General features: G+C 57.5%; 17 protein-coding genes. 9 read left to right on the top strand and 8 right to left on the bottom strand.

Annotated features, from left to right (window positions below; genetic code table 11):
* The first annotated feature begins 270 nt into the window (after window positions 1–270).
* Entirely contained in the window at window positions 271–2,508 is a 2,238-nt protein-coding gene (locus DKK66_RS10595; protein WP_131357852.1) for an NADP-dependent isocitrate dehydrogenase, read from the top strand.
* A gap of 211 nt (window positions 2,509–2,719) precedes the next feature.
* Window positions 2,720–3,964, top strand: a complete 1,245-nt coding sequence (gene icd / locus DKK66_RS10590; RefSeq protein ID WP_045846592.1) for an NADP-dependent isocitrate dehydrogenase — start codon at window positions 2,720–2,722, stop codon at window positions 3,962–3,964.
* Between the two features lie 53 nt (window positions 3,965–4,017).
* On the opposite strand, the gene DKK66_RS10585 is transcribed toward icd, so the two are convergent.
* On the bottom strand, window positions 4,018–4,902 hold the full coding sequence (locus DKK66_RS10585; RefSeq protein WP_045846593.1) for a LysR family transcriptional regulator: 885 nt from the start codon (window positions 4,900–4,902) through the stop codon (window positions 4,018–4,020).
* Between the two features lie 88 nt (window positions 4,903–4,990).
* Here DKK66_RS10585 and mdtH point away from each other — a divergent pair, with 88 nt between their 5' ends.
* Window positions 4,991–6,199: a multidrug efflux MFS transporter MdtH gene (gene mdtH / locus DKK66_RS10580; protein ID WP_131357849.1), complete on the top strand. Its 1,209-nt coding sequence runs from the start codon at window positions 4,991–4,993 to the stop codon at window positions 6,197–6,199.
* A 100-nt stretch (window positions 6,200–6,299) separates the two neighbouring features.
* On the opposite strand, the gene DKK66_RS10575 is transcribed toward mdtH, so the two are convergent.
* Window positions 6,300–6,503 (bottom strand): cold-shock protein, encoded by a 204-nt coding sequence (locus DKK66_RS10575; protein WP_045846595.1) that lies wholly within the window; start codon window positions 6,501–6,503, stop codon window positions 6,300–6,302.
* A 224-nt stretch (window positions 6,504–6,727) separates the two neighbouring features.
* Between DKK66_RS10575 and clpS the strand changes: the two genes are divergently transcribed.
* Together clpS and clpA are read left to right on the top strand one after the other, a co-directional pair.
* Window positions 6,728–7,036 carry an ATP-dependent Clp protease adapter ClpS gene (gene clpS / locus DKK66_RS10570; RefSeq protein ID WP_045846596.1) on the top strand — a complete coding sequence of 103 codons (309 nt, stop codon included), beginning with the start codon at window positions 6,728–6,730 and terminating at the stop codon, window positions 7,034–7,036.
* Window positions 7,036–9,315 carry an ATP-dependent Clp protease ATP-binding subunit ClpA gene (gene clpA, locus DKK66_RS10565; protein ID WP_045846597.1) on the top strand — a complete coding sequence of 760 codons (2,280 nt, stop codon included), beginning with the start codon at window positions 7,036–7,038 and terminating at the stop codon, window positions 9,313–9,315. Before clpS ends, clpA begins: the two co-directional genes overlap by 1 nt.
* A gap of 76 nt (window positions 9,316–9,391) precedes the next feature.
* Here the strand turns inward: clpA and xerD are convergent, their stop codons facing one another.
* The 6 genes from xerD to DKK66_RS10535 all read right to left on the bottom strand — a co-directional run bounded on the left by xerD (window position 9,392) and on the right by DKK66_RS10535 (window position 15,148).
* On the bottom strand, window positions 9,392–10,297 hold the full coding sequence (gene xerD, locus DKK66_RS10560; protein WP_165494153.1) for a site-specific tyrosine recombinase XerD: 906 nt from the start codon (window positions 10,295–10,297) through the stop codon (window positions 9,392–9,394).
* Window positions 10,298–10,352: 55 nt separating this feature from the next.
* Window positions 10,353–10,721, bottom strand: a complete 369-nt coding sequence (gene rplS, locus DKK66_RS10555; protein ID WP_045846598.1) for a 50S ribosomal protein L19 — start codon at window positions 10,719–10,721, stop codon at window positions 10,353–10,355.
* Window positions 10,722–10,724: 3 nt separating this feature from the next.
* Complete coding sequence (gene trmD / locus DKK66_RS10550) at window positions 10,725–11,492, bottom strand: tRNA (guanosine(37)-N1)-methyltransferase TrmD (RefSeq protein WP_062789100.1); 768 nt, start codon at window positions 11,490–11,492, stop codon at window positions 10,725–10,727.
* Complete coding sequence (rimM, locus tag DKK66_RS10545; protein WP_131357843.1) at window positions 11,492–11,998, bottom strand: ribosome maturation factor RimM; 507 nt, start codon at window positions 11,996–11,998, stop codon at window positions 11,492–11,494. Before rimM ends, trmD begins: the two co-directional genes overlap by 1 nt.
* Before the next feature lie 33 nt (window positions 11,999–12,031).
* Window positions 12,032–12,280: a 30S ribosomal protein S16 gene (gene rpsP / locus DKK66_RS10540; RefSeq protein WP_045846601.1), complete on the bottom strand. Its 249-nt coding sequence runs from the start codon at window positions 12,278–12,280 to the stop codon at window positions 12,032–12,034.
* A 192-nt stretch (window positions 12,281–12,472) separates the two neighbouring features.
* A complete protein-coding gene (locus tag DKK66_RS10535) occupies window positions 12,473–15,148 on the bottom strand; it encodes a bifunctional acetate--CoA ligase family protein/GNAT family N-acetyltransferase (protein WP_131357840.1) in 2,676 nt (891 codons plus the stop codon).
* Window positions 15,149–15,606: 458 nt separating this feature from the next.
* On the opposite strand from DKK66_RS10535, the gene nadA reads away from it, so the two are divergent.
* The 4 genes from nadA to DKK66_RS10515 all read left to right on the top strand — a co-directional run bounded on the left by nadA (window position 15,607) and on the right by DKK66_RS10515 (window position 19,196).
* On the top strand, window positions 15,607–16,524 hold the full coding sequence (gene nadA, locus DKK66_RS10530; RefSeq protein ID WP_131357837.1) for a quinolinate synthase NadA: 918 nt from the start codon (window positions 15,607–15,609) through the stop codon (window positions 16,522–16,524).
* 107 nt (window positions 16,525–16,631) lie between these two features.
* The gene (surE, locus tag DKK66_RS10525; RefSeq protein ID WP_131357835.1) at window positions 16,632–17,375 is read left to right on the top strand and encodes a 5'/3'-nucleotidase SurE; all 744 of its coding nucleotides are present in this window, start codon (window positions 16,632–16,634) and stop codon (window positions 17,373–17,375) included.
* Entirely contained in the window at window positions 17,360–18,028 is a 669-nt protein-coding gene (locus DKK66_RS10520) for a protein-L-isoaspartate(D-aspartate) O-methyltransferase (protein WP_045846604.1), read from the top strand. The genes surE and DKK66_RS10520 overlap by 16 nt, the downstream gene beginning before the upstream one ends.
* A gap of 76 nt (window positions 18,029–18,104) precedes the next feature.
* On the top strand, window positions 18,105–19,196 hold the full coding sequence (locus tag DKK66_RS10515) for a peptidoglycan DD-metalloendopeptidase family protein (protein WP_242673475.1): 1,092 nt from the start codon (window positions 18,105–18,107) through the stop codon (window positions 19,194–19,196).
* Window positions 19,197–19,242 lie beyond the last annotated feature (46 nt).

Below are 19,242 nucleotides of genomic sequence, written 5' to 3'. Positions count from 1 at the left end.
AAAATTCACATTCGAACACGCGTTTGGCCAGTCGCAAGGGCAAAGTTCGGATACTTACAAACAGTGCGAACATTTGAGGGGTATAATTCACTTCCGAAAAGACAGCCGCAAGTTGAAGGCCATGCTGCCACGCTAAGGTCATTGCGACCAACGGGCAGCACGGTTGCATCATGCAGTATCTTTCCACGCGCCTAGCGGAACATCCCCCGGTGTGCGAAAGCCGCCTCGCGCAGTCGTTCTGACGTCAAAATAATCATTGGAGATAGAGCAATGCCTTCGGAACAGCCGACCATCATCTACACCCTGACCGACGAAGCACCTGCGCTGGCCACCAGCGCCTTCCTGCCAGTCATCCGTACCTTTACCGGCAGCGCCGGCATCAATATTGAAACTGCCGACATCTCCGTCGCCGCCCGCGTACTGGCCGAATTCCCCGAATACCTGACCGACGAGCAAAAAGTACCGGATACGCTGAGCGAACTGGGCAAGCTGACCCAGGACCCGGACACCAACATCATCAAGCTGCCGAACATCAGTGCTTCGGTTTCGCAGCTGATTGCCTGCATCAAGGAACTGCAATCCAAGGGCTACGCCCTGCCGGACTACCCTGAACTGCCCACCACCGACGCCGATCACGCCTTGAAGGCACGCTACGCCAAGTGTCTGGGTTCAGCCGTGAACCCGGTGCTGCGTGAAGGCAACTCCGACCGCCGCGCCCCGCTGGCAGTGAAGAATTACGCCAAGAAACACCCGCACTCCATGGGCGAGTGGAAACAATGGTCGCAAACCCATGTTTCCCACATGCACCATGGCGACTTCTACCACGGCGAAAAGTCCATGACCCTGGACAAGGCCCGTGACGTGAAAATGGAACTGACCACCAAGAGCGGCCAGACCATCGTGCTCAAGCCCAAGCTTGCCCTGCAGGCCGGTGAAATCATCGACTCCATGTTCATGAGCAAGAAGGCACTGTGCGAATTCTACGAGCGCGAAATGGAAGACTGCCGTGAATCCGGCATCCTGTTCTCGCTGCACGTGAAAGCCACCATGATGAAGGTGTCCCACCCCATCGTGTTCGGTCACTGCGTCAAGATTTACTACAAGGACGCCTTCGAGAAACACGGCAAGCTGTTTGAAGAGCTGGGCGTGAACGTGAACAACGGCATGGCCAATCTGTACGAAAAGATCGAGACCCTGCCGGCCACCAAGCGCGAAGAAATCATCCGCGACCTGCACGCCTGCCAGGAACACCGTCCGCGTCTGGCCATGGTGGACTCCGCCAAGGGCATCACCAACTTCCACTCGCCCAACGACGTGATTGTCGATGCCTCCATGCCGGCCATGATCCGTGGCGGTGGCAAGATGTGGGGTGCCGATGGCAAGCCGGCCGACTGCAAGGCCGTGATGCCGGAATCCACCTTTGCCCGTATCTATCAGGAGATGATCAACTTCTGCAAATGGCACGGCAACTTCGACCCGCGCACCATGGGCACCGTGCCCAATGTGGGCCTGATGGCGCAAAAGGCAGAAGAATACGGTTCGCACGACAAGACCTTTGAAATCGCTGAAGACGGCGTGGCCAACATCGTTGACCTGGCCACCGGCGAAGTCCTGCTGAGCCAGAACGTGGAAGCCGGTGACATCTGGCGCATGTGCCAGGTGAAGGACGCACCGATCCGCGACTGGGTGAAGCTGGCCGTGACCCGCGCCCGCAACTCCGGCATGCCGGCAGTGTTCTGGCTGGACCCGTACCGTCCGCACGAAAAGGAACTGATCAAGAAGGTAGAAACCTACCTGAAGGATTACGACACCAGCGGTCTGGAAATCCACATCATGTCGCAAGTCCGCGCCATGCGTTTCACCCTGGAACGCGTTGCCCGCGGTCTGGACACTATCTCGGTCACCGGCAACATCCTGCGCGACTACCTGACCGACCTGTTCCCCATCATGGAACTGGGCACCTCGGCCAAGATGCTGTCCATCGTACCGCTGATGGCTGGCGGCGGCATGTACGAAACCGGTGCCGGTGGTTCGGCTCCGAAACACGTACAGCAGCTGCTGGAAGAAAACCACCTGCGCTGGGATTCGCTGGGTGAGTTCCTCGCTCTGGCCGTTTCGCTGGAAGAACTGGGCATCAAGACCGGCAACAACAAGGCCAAGATTCTGGCCAAGACGCTGGATGCCGCCACCGGCAAGCTGCTGGACAACGACAAGTCCCCGTCGCGCCGCACTGGCGAGCTGGACAACCGTGGCAGCCAGTACTACCTGGCCAGCTACTGGGCCGAGGCGCTGGCCAACCAGACCGAAGACCTGGAGCTGCAAACCCAGTTTGCCCCGCTGGCCAAGCAACTGGCCGAGCAGGAAGCGCAAATCATTGCCGAACTGAAAGCCGTGCAAGGCAAACCGGCAGATATCGGTGGCTACTACCTGCCCGATGCAGCCAAGTGCCAGGCTGTAATGTGCCCGAGCAGCACCTTCAATGCCGCACTGAAGAGCGTTCACGCCTAAGTCCGTTTACCGGCCTTCACGGTCGGTAGCACCACACCAGCGCCAGGATTCCTCCTGGCGCTTTTTTATTGTCATGCCGCCATGCGTCAACCATCGGCCAATAAATTTGTCTGATCTTTCTCTGCAACAGCCACGCCAAGGTCTAGGCTGAGTGAGTGGAAAACACTGCTGAACCCGGCAGTCCCTACCCTGTGACAAGGAGAGAACAACAATGAGTGCGTCCCATATCAAGGTTCCGGCTGAAGGACAGAAAATCATTCCGGGACAGGCCATTCCGGACAACCCCATCATTCCCTTTATTGAAGGGGATGGCATCGGGATCGACATCACTCCGGTGATGATCAAGGTCATCGACGCTGCCGTGGCAAAGGCCTATGCCGGGCGCAGGAAAATCCACTGGATGGAAGTGTATGCGGGGGAAAAATCCACCCGGCTGTATGGCCCGGACGAATGGCTGCCCAAGGAAACCTTCGATGCGCTGAAAGAATATTCGGTCTCCATCAAGGGACCGATGACCACTCCGGTCGGCGGCGGCATCCGCTCGCTCAATGTCGCCCTGCGCCAGGAACTGGATTTATACCAGTGCGTGCGCCCGGTACAGTATTTCCAGGGCGTGCCATCCCCGCTCAAGCACCCGGAACTGGTCAATATGGTGATCTTTCGCGAGAACACCGAAGACATTTATGCCGGGATTGAATGGCAGGCCGGTTCGGATGCGGTGAAAAAGGTGATCGCCTTTTTGCAAAACGAAATGGGCGTGAAGAAAATCCGCTTCCCGGACAGCTCTGGTATCGGCATCAAGCCCATCTCGGTGGAAGGAACCGAGCGACTGGTGCGCGCTGCGCTCAACTACACCATCGCCAACGACCGCAAGAGCCTCACCATTGTCCACAAGGGCAATATCATGAAGTTCACCGAAGGTAACTTCCGTGATACGGCCTATGCGCTGGCCCGCAAGGAATTCGGGGCCGAGCCGATTGATGGTGGCCCGTGGTGCAAATTCAACAACCCCAATACCGGCCGGGAAATCATCGTCAAGGACGCCATTGCCGATGCCTTCCTGCAACAAATCCTGCTGCGTCCGGCCGAATACGATGTGATTGCCACCACCAACCTCAACGGCGACTACATCTCGGATGCACTGGCTGCCCAGGTTGGCGGCATCGGCATAGCACCGGGAGCCAATATTTCCGACCACTACGCCTGCTTTGAAGCCACCCACGGAACGGCACCCAAATATGCCGGCCTGGACAAGGTCAACCCCGGCTCGCTGATTCTGTCGGCGGAAATGATGCTGCGCCATCTGGGCTGGGTGGAAGCGGCGGATCTGGTGATCCGGTCCATGGAAGCAGCCATTGCCGACAAGCAGGTCACCTACGACTTTGCCCGCCTGATGGACGGCGCTACCGAAGTATCCTGCTCGGAATTCGGCGATGCCATGATTGCCCGCATGTAACCCCTCTCCACATCATCCCCCGACAAGGCCCGCTGCAGCGGGCCTTGTGCGTATCAGCCGGCCACCAGCGCCCTCGCAGCATCCAGCACCTGTGCCTTGGCTGCATCCACCCGCTTGCCGGCACGCCAGGCCATCATCACTTCCCAGTGCCAGGCCGGCAGTTCTGGCACACACAGGCGGACCAGCGTGCCATCCTGCAAATCAGCCTTGATCGACAACTCCGGCATGAAGGACACAAAACCATGACGCAGCACCAGCTCGCGCGCGGCAGATGCCGGTTGCACCGCATGTATCGGGCTGGGCAGCTGTCGCAGCATGCGAATCTGCTGGATCAGGCTCTCACACTCATCCCCCCAGAACTGGGGCGCAATACGGTGCCGGGCAATATCAGCCAGTGCCAGCACCCCGCCAGCAGCTGCCAGGGGATGACTGGCAGCCACCACCGGAACAATCGGTGAGCGCCACAGCAACTCCATCTGGATGCCTGCCATGGCCGGGCATTTCAGTACAAATCCCACCTCAACCTGGCCAGTCAGCAAATCCTGCATGATTTGCTGGGAGTGATCGGTATTGCAGCGGATTTCCATCGGTGCGTCCGCCAGTTTCATCAGCAAGGGACCAAACACCGGAGAGGTCAGCGATGGCAGACAGGACAGGCGGATACGCCGTACCGCCGGCGTGCCCTGCATGGCATCCAGACCTTGCCGGTAAACCGTCAGCGACTGACGGGCAGACTCCAGAAAAGCCTCGCAGGCATTGGTGGCCACGGCACCACGCCGATGACGGGTAAACAGGGTGACACCCCAGTGCTGCTCCAGCAAACCGATGCGCTGGCTGACCTGCGGCTGGGACCAGCCCCGTTTGGCCGCCGCCTGGCTGAAGCTGCCCAGTTCGGCCACATCCAGTAGAAGCTCCAGATCAGACAAGGCAACAGACATAATCAAAACCGATATGAAATATGAGGAGAAATAGACTTACATAATAGCAGGATGCCTCCCTAGAATGCTGTTCGAATGAGGAGAAGACATGGCATCCGCACAGCGTGCCCGCAAGCTTGGCAAGGCTTTCATCCTGCTGGACAACCTGCTGGTGATATTCGGTTTTTTCATGGTGTTTCCGCTGATCAGCCTGCACTTCGTCGATCAGCTGGGCTGGAGTGCCAGCACGGTCGGGCTGGCACTGGCACTACGCCAGTTCATGCAGCAAGGTCTGGGCTTGTTTGGCGGCTCGCTGGCCGATCGCTTTGGCGCCAAGCCGCTGATCGTCTCCGGCATGTTGCTGCGCGCAGCGGGCTTCGCCTGCATGGCCATCGCACATGCCCCCTGGCTGCTTTACCTGTCCTGCCTGCTCTCCGGCCTGGGCGGCACCCTGTTCGACCCACCCCGCACCGCACTGGTGGCCAAGCTGGTACTGGCACGGCACCGCCCGCATTTCTACGCCCTGCTGATGATGCAGGACAGTGCAGGTGCAGTTGCTGCCGCCTTGCTGGGCAGCTGGCTGCTACAGTTTGACTTCCGCTGGGTTGGTCTGGCGGGCACCGCCATTTTTGTTCTGGCGGCCTTGGTCAATGCCTTGCTGCTACCGCCCTACCGGGTTGCCACCGGTACCGCATCGCCCTGGCAATCCATGCGCGTGGTTCTGCAAGACCGCAGCTATATGCGCTTTGTACTGACCTTGAGCGGCTATTACATGCTTGCGGTGCAGGTCATGCTGCTGGTTCCCGTCACCATCAAGCAACTCACCGGCAGCTACCAGGCCGTCGGCTGGATGTACACGCTGGAAACCTGTCTGTCACTCAGCCTGCTCTACCCGTTGGCACGCTGGGGCGAACGTCACCTGCGCCGCGAGCAGCGCATGCTGATCGGACTTGGCCTGATGAGCCTGAGCCTGGCCGTCATGAGCAATGTGACGCATCCATTGGCCGCATTCAGCGTACTGGGGTTGTTCTTTGTCGGCTCCATCATCATGGAACCGGCGCGGGAGACCCATGTTGCCAGCCTGGCGCGTCCACACGCCCGCGCCAGCTATCTGGGTTGCAGCCGGGTGGGGCTGGCTGTAGGCGGAGCACTGGGCTATGTCGGCGGCGGCTGGCTGCTGGATGCATCGCACCAGTGGCAGCTGCCCGCCTTGCCCTGGTTGTGCCTGTCACTGGTTGGCAGCATCACCTTGCTTGCCCTCTGGTCTCAGTGGCAACCGGACGCCAGCGGCAGCGCCTGTGCACGCAACAATGCATGAAAAACAAAACCCGCCAACTGGCGGGGTTCTGTTTGAAGCTGTCGGGACGTTGACCGGTCAGATCAGCGTGCCTGGCAATCCTGGCACATCCTCTGCCTGATCAGGCAGCCTGGATGTTCGACGCTTGCTTGCCTTTCGGGCCGCTAACAATGTCAAAGCTTACGCGTTGACCCTCTTTCAGGGTCTTGAAGCCTTGCATGTTGATGGCGGAGAAATGGGCAAACAGGTCTTCACCACCCTCATCCGGGGTAATAAAGCCAAAGCCTTTAGCGTCGTTGAACCACTTAACGGTACCAATTGACATGTTACTTCCTTGATTGACGATGGCTGGTGAGGCCGAACAACTTAAAGCCTGCTGCCCATTGCGGCTTATCCGACAATGCCAAACAGCTAAGCCAAGCACCTGACAGCATTTCTACGCAACCATTGTGATAGCGTCAAGCCCCTGAAGGAATTCGCACGCTCCCCTTGAAAAAAAGCCAGAGGGAACCAAAATTGAAGTAAACCGCGGTTTAACTGAAAGTCGACATGCCAACGCAGTTCAGCGATGACGTCGTCAAAGAGACGTCTCGGGTGAGGACCACCCCTCCTCCGATGTATAAGGTGTTGTTATTGAACGATGATTTCACCCCAATGGAATTTGTGGTGGAAGTATTGCAACAGTTGTTCCACATGAATCGGGAAAAAGCGACCCAAGTCATGTTACAAGTCCATACGCAAGGTCACGGCGTGTGTGGCGTTTATACCAAAGACGTGGCTGCCACCAAGGTTGAACAGGTGTTGCAATTTGCCAAAGCACACCAGCATCCGCTTCAGTGCGTTATGGAGGAAAACTGATGATTGCCCAGGAGCTTGAAGTAAGCCTGCATATGGCGTTCATGGACGCCAGGCGCAAGCGCCACGAGTTCATCAGCGTGGAGCACTTGCTGCTTGCCATGATCGACAACCCCTCCGCCGCCGATGTCTTGAGGGCCTGCGGGGCCAATCTCGACCAGCTGAAAAAGCAGCTGGGCGATTTCATTGACGAACACACACCTACCGTTCCGGGGGAAACCGAGGTGGAAACCCAGCCCACACTGGGTTTCCAGCGCGTTATCCAGCGCGCCATCCTGCACGTTCAGTCTTCCGGCAAAAAGGAAGTCACCGGTGCCAACATTCTGGTGGCCATCTTCGGCGAAAAAGACTCACATGCAGTGTACTACCTGCATCAGCAAGGCATTTCCCGCCTGGATGTGGTCAATTTCATTTCGCATGGCATCACCAAACAACGCTCCCCGCAGCATCCGCCGGAATCGCGTGAACAGCACAATGAATCCGATGGCGAGGAGCAAAGCAACGGCCCGGGCGGCGCACTGGAAAACTATACGCTGAACCTGAACCAGCAAGCCCGCGACGGCAAGATCGACCCTTTGATCGGCCGTGAGCACGAGCTGGAACGCACCGTCCAAATCCTCTGCCGCCGCCGCAAGAACAACCCCTTGCTGGTGGGTGAGGCTGGCGTGGGCAAAACGGCCATCGCAGAAGGTCTGGCCCGGCGCATCGTCAACAATGAAGTGCCCGACGTGCTGTCCAAGGCTACTGTCTACGCGCTGGACATGGGCGCTCTGCTGGCCGGCACCAAGTATCGCGGTGACTTCGAACAGCGCCTGAAGGCAGTCATCAAGCAGCTGACCGAAGATGAGCACGCCATCTTGTTCATTGACGAAATTCACACGCTGATTGGTGCCGGTGCGGCCTCTGGCGGCACGCTGGATGCCTCCAACCTGCTCAAGCCGGCCCTGTCCAACGGCAGCCTGCGTTGCATTGGTGCCACCACCTACAACGAGTATCGCGGCATTTTCGAGAAGGATAACGCGCTGTCGCGGCGCTTCCAGAAGATCGACGTGGCTGAACCCACCGTGGAGCAGACCATCGAAATCCTGAAGGGCCTGAAATCGCGCTTCGAGGCACATCATGGCGTGAAGTACACGCAGTCGGCCCTGTCTACCGCTGCAGAATTGTCTGCCCGCTACATCAATGACCGTCACCTGCCGGACAAGGCCATCGACGTGATTGACGAAGCAGGTGCCGCACAGAAGATTCTGCCCAAGTCCAAGCAGAAGAAGGTGATCAACAAGGCAGAGATCGAAGAGATCGTCGCCAAGATTGCCCGCATTCCGCCCAAGACGGTCTCCAGCGACGACAAGAACGTGCTGAAGAACCTGGAGCGCGACCTCAAGAACGTGGTGTTTGGTCAGGACAAGGCCATTGAAAGCCTGGCCACCGCCATCAAGATGACACGCTCTGGGCTTGGCAATCCGCACAAGCCGATCGGCTCTTTCCTGTTCTCCGGCCCTACCGGTGTGGGCAAGACCGAAGTAGCCAAGCAACTGGCTTATGTGCTGGGCGTGGAGTTGATCCGCTTCGACATGTCGGAATACATGGAACGCCATGCGGTAAGCCGGCTGATTGGTGCGCCTCCGGGCTATGTCGGCTTCGAACAGGGCGGCCAGATGACCGAGGCCATCAACAAGCACCCCTATGCGGTGCTGCTGCTGGACGAAATCGAGAAGGCGCATCCGGACATCTACAACGTACTGTTGCAGGTGATGGATCACGGCACCCTGACCGACAACAACGGGCGCAAGGCCGACTTCCGTAATGTGGTGATCATCATGACCACCAATGCCGGGGCCGAAGCCATGTCCAAGCCGACGCTGGGCTTTACCCAGTCCAAGGAAACCGGAGATGAGATGGCGGACATCAAACGCCTGTTCAGCCCGGAATTCCGTAACCGGCTGGATGCCACCATTTCCTTCAAGATGCTGGATGAGCAGATCATCATGCAGGTGGTGGACAAGTTCCTGATGCAGCTTGAGCATCAGTTGGGCGACAAGAAGGTGGAAATCCACTTCACCGATGCCTTGCGCGCCTTCCTGGCCAAACGCGGCTTCGACCCGCTGATGGGTGCGCGTCCGATGGCACGGCTGATTCAGGACACCATCCGCAAGGCACTGGCAGACGAGCTGCTGTTTGGCCGACTGGCCCATGGCGGGGAAGTTACGGTGGATATCAATGACCAGGATGTGGTCGAGCTGCAATTCGACACCGAAGCACTGGCAGCAGAGCCCGCCTGAGCCTGATAACCAAATCGCCTCACAAAAACGCCCGCAATTGCGGGCGTTTTTTTGTGCCGGACAAAGACATCATCACTCAGCCACGTGGATGATGCTGGGCATGCAGTTGCTTGAGTCGCTCGCGGGCAACGTGGGTGTAGATCTGCGTGGTCGATATATCCGAATGCCCCAGTAACAACTGTACAACACGCAGGTCAGCACCATGGTTCACCAGGTGGGTGGCAAAGGCGTGTCGCAGCATGTGCGGCCCAACGGGTGGCAAACCTTGCGCACTGGCATAGCTGGCAATCAGATGCCAGGCCATCTGCCGGCTCATCCCGGCCTTGCGCTGGGTGACAAATACGGCATCGCACTGCGCTCCACCCAACAACAGCACACGGGCCTCCCTGAAGTAGCGCTCCAGCCATTCCAGGGCAATTTCTCCCAAGGGCACCATGCGCTCCTTGTTACCCTTGCCACGGGTGATGATCAAACCCGTCACCATGTCCAGTTGCTGCAGCGTCAGCCCCACCAGCTCGGACACGCGCAAGCCGGTTGCATACAGCACTTCAAACATGGCCCGATCGCGCAGTCCCAGCGGCGTTTCCACATCCGGTGCCTGCAACAATAGCTCAACCTGTCCTTCTGACAGGGTTTTGGGCAGCCGCTGCCCCAGCCGGGGGTTATCCAGATGCAGGCTGGGGTCGTCATTGCGCTGTTTTGTCCCGAGCAGATACTGGTAATAGCGCCGCAGACAGGACAGCTGCCTGGCTCGCGTGGCAGGTTTCTCGTGCTCGATACTTGCCAACAAGGCCTGCTGCAGCTGGACATGGCTGGCCGATTCCAGCGCGCAGTCCTCGCTTTGCAGCTGTTTTTGCATTTTGGCCAGATCACGGCGATAAGCCGCCAGGGTATTGGCAGACAAGCCATCCGTCAGCCACAGATGATCCAGAAACCGGTCTATGCTTTCCGTAGTCATGCAGGGTTTCCTGGCAGAAGACATAAAAAAAGCGCAAGGTGTGAACCTTGCGCTTTCATCATACCTGACGGTATCAGGATCAGCCTTGCTTGCGAGCCGGCAGTTTTTCCTTGATACGTGCGGACTTGCCGGTACGACCACGCAGGTAGTACAGCTTGGCACGACGTACGTCACCACGGCGCTTCACTTCAACGGAAGCCACCAGCGGGGAGTAGGTCTGGAAAGTACGCTCAACACCTTCACCGGCGGACATCTTGCGCACGATGAAAGAGCTGTTCAGGCCACGGTTACGCTTGGCGATAACAACACCTTCGTAAGCCTGCAGACGTTCGCGGTTACCTTCCTTTACCTTGACATTCACCACAACGGTATCGCCAGGAGCGAATTCCGGGATGGTTTTGCCCAGGCGGGCGATTTCTTCTTGCTCGAGTTTCTGGATCAGATCCATGTGTTACTCCGGTTTTTTACGGATATCTTGTTCCTGCTGGTACTCTGCCAGCAGCCGAGATTCCTGTTTTGTCAAAGTGCGGCCCTGCAACAGCTCTGGTCGACGTTGCCACGTTCTTCCCAGCGCCTGCTTGAGCCGCCATTTAGCAATCAGTGCATGATTTCCGGACATGAGTACATCCGGCACCCGCATGCCCTGATAGTCTTCGGGTCGGGTATAGTGCGGACAATCAAGGAGTCCGTTCACAAATGAGTCTTCATAAGCAGACTGGGCGTCGTTGAGAACACCGGGAAGCAGCCGGATGACCGCATCCATCAGCACCATGGCCGGTAGTTCGCCACCGGACAACACGTAGTCGCCAATGGAAACTTCCTCGTCCACCTGTCGCTCGATCAAGCGCTCGTCCACCCCTTCGTAACGTCCGCACAGCACAATCAGACCGGGACGACGGGACAGCTCAACCGCTTTTTCGTGCGTCAATGCACGCCCTTGCGGGGACAGGTAGATAACATGACTCTCTTCGACACCTGCTGCCTGCTGACGTGCCTTGGCGGCCGTAATGGCAGCCTCCAGCGGTTCAATCAGCATCAGCATGCCAGGCCCACCACCATAAGGACGATCGTCCACACGGCGGTAGTTGTCATGGGTGAAATCGCGTGGATTCCATTTCTGGAAATCCCAAATGCCCAGATCAAGCGCCCGCTGGCTTACACCAAAGCGGGCGATGGCATCGAACATTTCCGGAAACAGCGTGATGGCATCGATATGCATCAGTAATCCAGGCCCCAGTCGACTGAAATGCGGGCCTCGGCCAGACTGACATCCAGTACGAACTGGCCAACGAAGGGAATCAGCCGCTGGCCGTGTTCACCTTCTACCACCAATACGTCGTTGGCACCGGTTTCCATCAATTCGGTCACCTTGCCAAGCACCACACCTTGCTGGTTGACGACAGACAGGCCGATCAGATCGGACCAGTAATATTCGTCAGCACCAGCTTCCGGCAATTCACTACGGGGAACGGCTATTTGCAGGCCGCGCAGGGCTTCCGCCGCGTCGCGATCTTCAATGCCCTGCAGCTTGACGGACAAGCCCTTGGGCTGCACCGCCCCGTTTTCAAATGTGTACGGCTTCCAGCTGTCATCCTTGCCCAGCCACCAGACCGGGTAGTCAAACAGACCGTCAGCGTATTCGGTATCGGCCTGGACCTTGATCCAGCCCTTGATACCGAAGGCGCCACGCACAAACCCCATCAAGACGAGATCTTCCTTGCGCATGCGCCTTAGTCCGCGAGTTGAGTCAACGAACGATTAGGCAGCAACCTTCTGCTCTTTCAGCAGCTTGGCTACAGCGTCGGTAACCTGGGCACCAACGCCGATCCAGTAGTTCAGACGATCGGAAGTCAGGCGCACGCGCTCTTCCTTCTCGTTAGCTACCGGGTTGTAGAAGCCAACGCGCTCGATGAAGCGACCGTCACGACGGTTACGGGAATCGGTCACCACGATGTTGTAGAACGGACGGTTCTTGGCGCCGCCACGTGCCAGACGAATCACTACCATTGTCGATTGTCCTTAGATAAAAACGGTATCGTAGAAAAGCCCACGATTCTATGGCACTTTTCCCTTATCTTGCAAGCGCTTAATACGCCTGCCAGTCCTGCCGCCCGATATCGGTCAGCAGAAGACCCCTGCTTTGACGAAAAAAACCACACCACGGCGCTGCAATCAGCCAAGGGCACGGAGTGCAATGCATTAAAGAATCTTGGTGACGATGGTCAGCGCCCTGTCTTCCGGATGGGTTTCCACGGTAAAGCCCAGCTTGTGCATCAGCTTGAGCATGCCCTTGTTGCCGGCCAGCACTTCACCGCGCATCACGGTCAGCCCTTGCTCACGGGCGGCATCGAACAAGGCATTCATCAGGATGTAGCCAATGCCCTTGCCCTGCCATTTGTCTGCTACTTCCAGCGCAAATTCGCAGCCTTCGTTGTCCGGATCGGTAATGAAACGGGCCACGGCTTGCTGCTCTTCACCGTTCTCGGTCTCGCACGTCATGGCCAGTGCCATTTCGCGGTCGTAGTCCAGCTGGGTAAAGCGCACCAGCATTGTTTGCGACAGCTGCTTGATGCTGGACATATAACGGTTGTAGCGGCTTTCGTCCGATAGCGTGCGGACAAACTCCTGCTGCATCTCGGCATCTTCCGGCCGCACCGGGCGAATGATGACCTTCATGCCATCGTTCAGCGTGGCACTGCGCACCATATGCGTGGGGTAAGGCATGATGGCCATGTGGCCGTAGCGTTTCACATCAGGCTTCAAGGGTTCGACGATGATGCGCGCATCCAGCGCAATAACCCCCTTCTCGTCCGCCACCAAGGGGTTGATGTCCATCTCGCGCAGTTCCGGCAGCTCGCACACCATCTCCGACACATGCAGCAGCACATCCACCAGCTCTTCCATGTCGACGGCCGGCAGGTTCTTGAAGGCACCCAGCAATTGGCCGATACGGGTCTTGCGTATCATGCTGCCCACCAGGTACTGGTTCAGCGGCGGCAAGGACAGCGCGCGGTCATGCATGACCTCCACCGCAATACCGCCGGCACCAAAGGTAATCACCGGGCCGAACGAGCTATCGTGTGTCACACCCACCATCACCTCGCGCGCAAAGCGGCGTTTCCGCATGGGCTGTACCGAAATCCCATCAATGCGCGCCTCTGGCATGGCCTGGTGTGCCCGTTCCAGAATGCTGCGGAAGGCTGCGCGCAAGGTGGCTTCGTTACTGATGTTCAACTCCACACCGCCGACATCCGATTTGTAGATGATGTCCGGTGAATCGATCTTCAGCACCACCGGGTAGTGGATTTGCTCGGCCAGCACCACGGCTTCGTCTTCGCTGCGCGCCAGCAAGGTGGGGTTGACCGGGATACGGAACGCCGCCAGCACCTCCTTGGATTCGCGCTCGGACAGAATGGTACGGCCTTCGGCCATGGCTCCGGCAATCACCGCACGGGCACGCAGCAGGTCTGGTGCTTCACGCTTGCCTTCCAGCGGCCCTGGGGTCTGCAACAGCAATTGCTGGTTGTAATGATAGGAAGCCAGGTTGCGGAATACCTCGATGCCGTATTCCGGCGCACGGAAATGCGCGCACTTGGCTTTGGAAAACAGGTCGCGGCTTTCCGATACCTTGGCATCACCCAGCCAGGACAGGAACATCGGCTTGCTGGATTCGCGCTGCAAGCCAATCATCAACTGCGCCGTGGTCAGGTGGTCGGTACCGGCCTGCGGGGTGAACACCACCAGCACACCGTCGACATTCGGGTCGTCGATACAGGCCTTCACCGCAGTACGAAAACGCACCGGGCTGGCATCACCGATCAGGTCGATCGGGTTGCCGTGCGACCAGTTGCGTGGCAAGGCGTTATTGAGCAGGTCCATGGTGGCGTCGCTCAGCTTGGCCAGCTCCACACCATTGGTATAGGCACTGTCGGCAGCCAGCACGCCGGGGCCAATACCGTTGGTGACAATGGCCAGCCGCTTGCCGCCGACGCGGAAATTGGCTGCCAGCACCTTGGCCGCAGTAAACAGCTGGGCAATGGAAGACACGCGCAGCACACCGGCTCGGGACAGCGCGGCATCGAAAACATCACCGCTTTCAATCAGGTTGCTCGAATGGGTGACACCGGTCACATCATCCTGATAACGGCCCGACTTGATCACCACCACTGGCTTGGTACGTGCGGCCGCACGCAGCGCACTCATGAAGCGGCGTGCATGATGGATGTGGTGAACATGCAACAAAATGCCCTGGGTGAAGTTATCCGCCACCAGGTAATCCAGAATTTCGCCGAAATCGACATCCAGCGCCTCACCCACCGAAATCACACTGGAAAAACCGATGCCCTTGCTGTCTGCCCAGTCCAGCATGGCCGTACACAGGGCTGACGACTGCGACACCAGCGCCATGTTTCCCGGACGGACCTTACTGGTGTAATTGGTGGCATTGAAGCCGGCCACCGGTCGCATCAGGCCCAATACATTCGGCCCCAGCACACGGATGCCATAGTGGCGCGCAATTGATACAGACTCATTCAGGATTTCCCGCTCCAGCTGCTCGCTATCGGAAAACTCCTTGGCCAGCAGCACGGCCTTGATGCCCTTCTTGCCACAATCCTTGATGATGGCCGGCAAAGTACGAATGGCTGTACAGACCACGGCCATGTCAACCGCCGGTTCGATCAGGCGTACCGAGGGAACGGCAGGAATGCCACCCACCACCTTGTGATTCAGATTGACTGGAAACAGCTTGCCTTGAAAATTGCCCGCCAACAGATTGGCAAACACCGCCTGGCCAATGGAGCCGGGCGTATCGCTGGCACCAACAACAGCAACAGTGCGCGGTGAAAACAGCGGAGTAAGGTAGTGAGGCTTCATGGAAGCGGTTCCAGTAGGGTTAATGCCAGCAGTCATCCAGCACGACACGCTGCCAGGGGCAGCCAGTCTTCTGGCCAGATCTGTTTGAATACATGGACTTGCAAAGGCAAATCCAGCTTGATACCTGTATGTTGCGATAGTATTGTGCAATGCACAATAAGGACAAACGAGCATGCGTCATGACGCGACAAGACTGATCGGCCAAGCACAGCCTGTGCAGAATGACACCAACATGCTGCCGCAGACCTTGCCGCCTCATGTTGACCTCGGGCAAGCGCACCTCAGATGAATTTTATAGCAAAGACCGCCACCATCCGCGCATCGCACACAAGCTGGCGGTGGTAATCGCACTGCAATATTGCTACCCTTGACGGTTCAGCAGTCCACGGGAACTGCATCGCAACATATCAATTCAGCTCGCCTGCAACATGAAGCAGGGCGGGCAGGAGTCAGCCATCATGACGAAGCGCGTCGTCACCCTTGCCCACTACTACACCCAGCCGGAAATCCAGCAAATGGCTGACAAGGTGGGCGATAGCCTGGAACTGTCGCTGTATGCCAAGGAAGCCAACGCCGACATCATTGTGTTTGCCGGTGTCCGTTTCATGGCCGAAACCGCCAAAATCCTCAATCCGCAAGCCGAAGTCATCCTGCCGGATGCCGGTTCCACCTGTTCGCTGGTCACCCAGACCGATGTCACTGCACTCAAGGCATGGCGTGAACGTCACCCGGACCATGTCCATGTGTCGTACATCAACTCCAGCGCGGAACACAAGGCACTGTCGGACTGGATTGTCACCAGCCGCAATGTGGACGACATCATTGCCCACCTGTATGCCGAAGGCAAAAAAGTCATTTTCTCGCCGGACCGCAACATGGGCGGCTACCTGAACGACCAATACGGCTACGACATGCCGCTGTGGTCGGCCGTGTGTGAAGTACACGACAAGTTCAACGAAGCGGCGCTGGATGAGGCATTTGCCGCCGCAACGGGTGAAAAATACCTGATTGCCCACCCGGAAAGCCCGTTGCCGGTACTGAAAAAAGCCGATTACGTAGGCTCCACCTCCGGCATGCTGAACTGGGTAAAAGCCTTCAAGGGTGACAGCAAGGCCGTCATCTTCGTCGCAACCGAAGACGGTATCCTGTACAACATGGGTCTGGCGCGGCCCGACCTGGACCTGCGGCAGGCCCCCATCTACGCCGGTTGCCAGTGCAACTCCTGTCCTTACATGAAGATGAATACCATCGAGGCAGTCAAACGCGCCCAACAAGGCGAGGGCTTGCGCATCGACTACCTCACGGCAGAACAGATGGATGCAGCCCGCATCCCGATTGAACGCATGCTGGAATTCAGCCAGCGCTACTACGCCTGATCAGACCAACCCGCTGCGGCGGGTTTTTCTTTGTCTGAATGTGCTGCAATGGTTTCCCAGCACTCCCTCGCAGCGATACAATCATGCGTCCAACCCGGAAGCAGAGCATGAAGTTCCTCATCAGCAATGACGACGGTTATTTCTCACCCGGCATACGGGTACTGGCGGAAACCCTGGCACGCCATGGCGAAGTCGTCGTGGTCGCCCCGGAACGCGACCGAAGCGGCGCCAGCAATTCGCTCACCCTGGACCGCCCCCTGACCGTCCGCCAGGCCGCCAATGGCTTTTATTATGTCAATGGCACGCCTACCGACTGCGTTCACCTGGCAGTGACCGGCTTGCTGGATTTCCGTCCGGACATGATCTTCAGCGGTATCAACCATGGCCCGAACATGGGCGATGACACTATTTACTCCGGCACCGTGGCCGCCGCCAGCGAAGGCTTTTTGCTGGGCATTCCCTCCATCGCCATTTCGCTGGCCGGCTATAGCGGCAAGCACTTCGATACTGCAGCACTGGTGGTGGAACAACTGCTGGAACGCCATCGACAACATCCACTGAACAGCCCCGTGCTGCTCAATGTCAATGTCCCGGACATCCCTGCCAACGAGCTGCAAGCGCTGCAAGTCACCCGTCTGGGGCGCCGGCATCAGGCCGAACCGGTCATCAAAGCCAAGAATCCCCGTGGAGAAACGATATACTGGGTAGGCCCGGTGGGAGCGGCACAAGATGCCGGGCCAGGCACCGACTTTGCGGCCATTGCAGGCAAGCATGCCTCGCTGACTCCGCTCATGCTTGATCTAACTGCATTTGGCCAAATGGACGGAATCAATACATGGCTTCATCCGTGACACAAGACAGCCAAGCCTATGGCATGCTGTCTGACCGTACCCGCAAACGCATGGTGGAGCGCCTGCGACAATCCGGCATTCAGGACGAACGTGTCCTTGGTGCCATGTCTGATGTGCCACGTCACCTGTTTGTCGATCAGGCATTGGCAACACGCGCCTATGACGATGTATCCCTCCCCATCGGTCATGGCCAGACCATTTCGCAGCCGCTGACCGTAGCACGCATGACTGAAGTACTACTTGCCGGTCGCAAGCCTGGCAAGGTGCTGGAAATCGGCACGGGATGCGGCTACCAGACAGCCGTATTACTCAAGACCGGGGCTGAAGTGTATTCGATTGAACGACTCTCGGCCCTGCTGGACAAAGCAAGGCGGAATCTGCGTGCAGCCAAACTGGTTCACGCCCGGCTGGTTCACGGTGATGGTCACTTCGGGCTACCGGAAGCAGCACCGTTCGAAGGCATCATCATGACAGCAGCGGCTCGCAACATTCCGGAAGCACTGGTCGAACAATTGGCAGAAGGCGGCAGGCTGATCATGCCGGTCGGTGAAGCCGAGCAGTATTTGTGGCTGCTGGAGAAGACCACGCAGGGTTTACAAAAGACCAGACTGGACCCGGTCAAGTTTGTACCTCTCCTGCCCGGTCGTAACTAACTCTTGCAAAAACACAACACATACCAAGTGTAAATGTTTACAAACATCAATTAACTGACATATAAAATCCATAGGCATGCATAAACAGCATTCAAAGCATTGGCTGACCGCATCGTTAACCTCCGTTGTTCTGGCAGGTTGCAGCAGCATGGCACAACAGGCGGCACCGGTTGAGTCCGCCCGCCCCGCTCCGGTGGCAACGATAACGAGCACGGCGAGCAAGCCCCAGGCACCGGTTGCAGCAGACACTGCCGTGGCAACGCCCTACAAGAGCGGCGGCGGACTGACTGCCAAGAAGTTGGGCAATGATTCGGCAGAAAAGACACATGTTGTTCAAGCAGGTGAAAACCTGTTTCGCATTTCGCTGAATAATGGTTTGAAATACAAAGATGTTGCTGCATGGAATAATCTGTCAGACAACAATATCAAGGTTGGCCAGGTGTTACGTCTGACGCCACCGACCAGCAATGAAGCCACGCCGCAACCCGTCCTGAAACAGCAAACGACGGTACCGGCAACAGAACAACCAAAACCAGAACAAGCCACCATTGAAAGTGGTAATCCTGCCGCTGGCAGCAAAAACTATCCGAAAGCACTCAAACTGCCTTATTCGGAAGAAGCTGCCAAAACACTGGCACAACAGAGCGAAGGAAGTGGCAATAAAAAGACAATGCCACCCAAAGTAGCTGCGACGACGTCCGCAAACAGTCAATCCGACAAAAAGGACAGTAGTACTCCAGCTGCAATATCGGAAAATAAGAACAAAATTGAAGAAAAATCTCAGGCAACAATCAGTGAAGATGCAGTCGCTTGGGGTTGGCCGACCGAAGGAAAAGTGATACGCGGCTATTCGGAAAGCAATAAAGGTGTCGATATCAGTGGTCGTGCAGGTCAAAGTGTCATAGCAGCAGGTGATGGCAAGGTCGTTTACAGCGGAAATGGCTTGAGGGGCTACGGGAAGCTCATCATCATCAAGCACAACAAGACTTTTCTGTCTGCATACGCTCATAACAGTCAGTTGATGGTCAAGGAGGGCCAGTCTGTCAGGAAAGGGCAAAAGATTGCCGAAATGGGTAATACTGATGCCGATCAGGTAAAACTGCATTTTGAGATCCGCCGCTTCGGGAAACCGGTTGATCCGATGCAGTACCTAGACAACAAGTCCTGAACAGAGGTATTTCCCTCTGCCAGGATCCACCGTAGCGGGGGGAAAT

This window comes from Aquitalea sp. USM4, assembly GCF_004328945.1.
GTDB classification, from domain to species: domain Bacteria; phylum Pseudomonadota; class Gammaproteobacteria; order Burkholderiales; family Chromobacteriaceae; genus Aquitalea; species Aquitalea pelogenes.
This window is presented reverse-complemented; position numbering and strand designations above follow the sequence as displayed.